We start from the raw sequence: 1,154 nt of genomic DNA on the forward strand, positions 1-1,154 counted from the left end.
GGGGAGCATGAAGAAGGCGGTGGCGGTTGACTGAGAATGTTGCTTTCTCACGGTAGCAAGCTCAGCAACCGAACTCCACCACCATGGCGAAACGTACGCAGGGAGCGAACAACAGTCAAGCAGCAGCAACGGAATTGAAGGGCTTGCTTGTGAGGACGAAGTGAAGCCATTGTTCGTGATGTCAGGCAATGCGGACGGACAGCGGGCGAGCGAGCTCAGTCATAAGGTTGAGCACGCTCACGCGAATCGCGACCTCGGTCGCCTGCGAGTCAGTGCGCCGCGCCCACAAGCACCACCCAGATCGAGCAACTCCCGTACATGCAGTGCCAAGAAGTTTGACCGTGCCGAGAATAGCCATCAGTCAACCCGCAGGCGCGAGCGCCAAATGCGCGGCTTTCGTGACGTGCGTCGCACGCAGGCGTTTCTCTCATGCTTCGGTCCGATCCGGCGGCACTTCTCGTTACCGAGACATCGGGTGAACGCTGAATGTCACCGTGCCATATTGAAAGAACGCTTTGCCACACGGTATGGATGGACTGTCTCCGCCGCCGAACGAATCATCTGGTAAGGAGAACTACGCTTGAGAAATGAACTTATCTTGCGCTCTTCAACTTGACAGTGCCGTAAAAACGTTTTATTTTCGTCGACTTGACAAAGCCTTTGAATGAGATCAATCACTAGTAACTCGAACCCATTGAGCAATTTGCCCTCTAATGGAATCGTTCCGGAATCGGTCATCCGATCGTGGGACGACAAATGCGCAGGTAGCCTGCGTATCGGAGTGGTTTCCGACTACTACAAAGTCCGAGGGATGCGTCTAGCATGTGTTCCGCAAGTTGAGCCCGAGGTCCGCAAGCTCTACTTGGCCACGGCTGGCGCCCCCGGCGCTGGCAAGTCCCATATTCTAGAGCAAGTGCTGGCGTCAGGCGGCGATGCTCGCTTCGGCGCGGTAGTCAAGGTGGACCCCGATCGCTATGTCATGCGCGACATGAGCAGCTACCAGTTCGCAGTGAGAAATTCCGTCGCGCCACCGTCCAGAGCGTATGAGGATGCTAGGCCCGGATCAAACAGCATCGCTACCAGCGAGTGACGGAGCGCTTCGCCAAGGCCTGCGAGAAGTTGTTGCAAGCGGCCAGCGTGCAGGCGGTGGCGGC

Annotated in this window: 2 pseudogenes; one reads left to right on the forward strand and one right to left on the reverse strand. The window is 57.0% G+C overall.

Annotated elements, in window-relative coordinates:
* Positions 1–181: 181 nt before the first annotated feature.
* A pseudogene (locus DID99_RS36660) lies at positions 182–301 on the reverse strand (IS5/IS1182 family transposase); the annotation flags it as partial.
* Positions 302–325: 24 nt separating this feature from the next.
* On the opposite strand from DID99_RS36660, the pseudogene DID99_RS38285 reads away from it, so the two are divergent.
* A pseudogene (locus tag DID99_RS38285) lies at positions 326–568 on the forward strand (IS6 family transposase); the annotation flags it as partial.
* Positions 569–1,154 lie beyond the last annotated feature (586 nt).

The organism is Burkholderia sp. Bp8986 (genome assembly GCF_003854225.1).
Classification (GTDB): Bacteria; Pseudomonadota; Gammaproteobacteria; order Burkholderiales; family Burkholderiaceae; genus Burkholderia.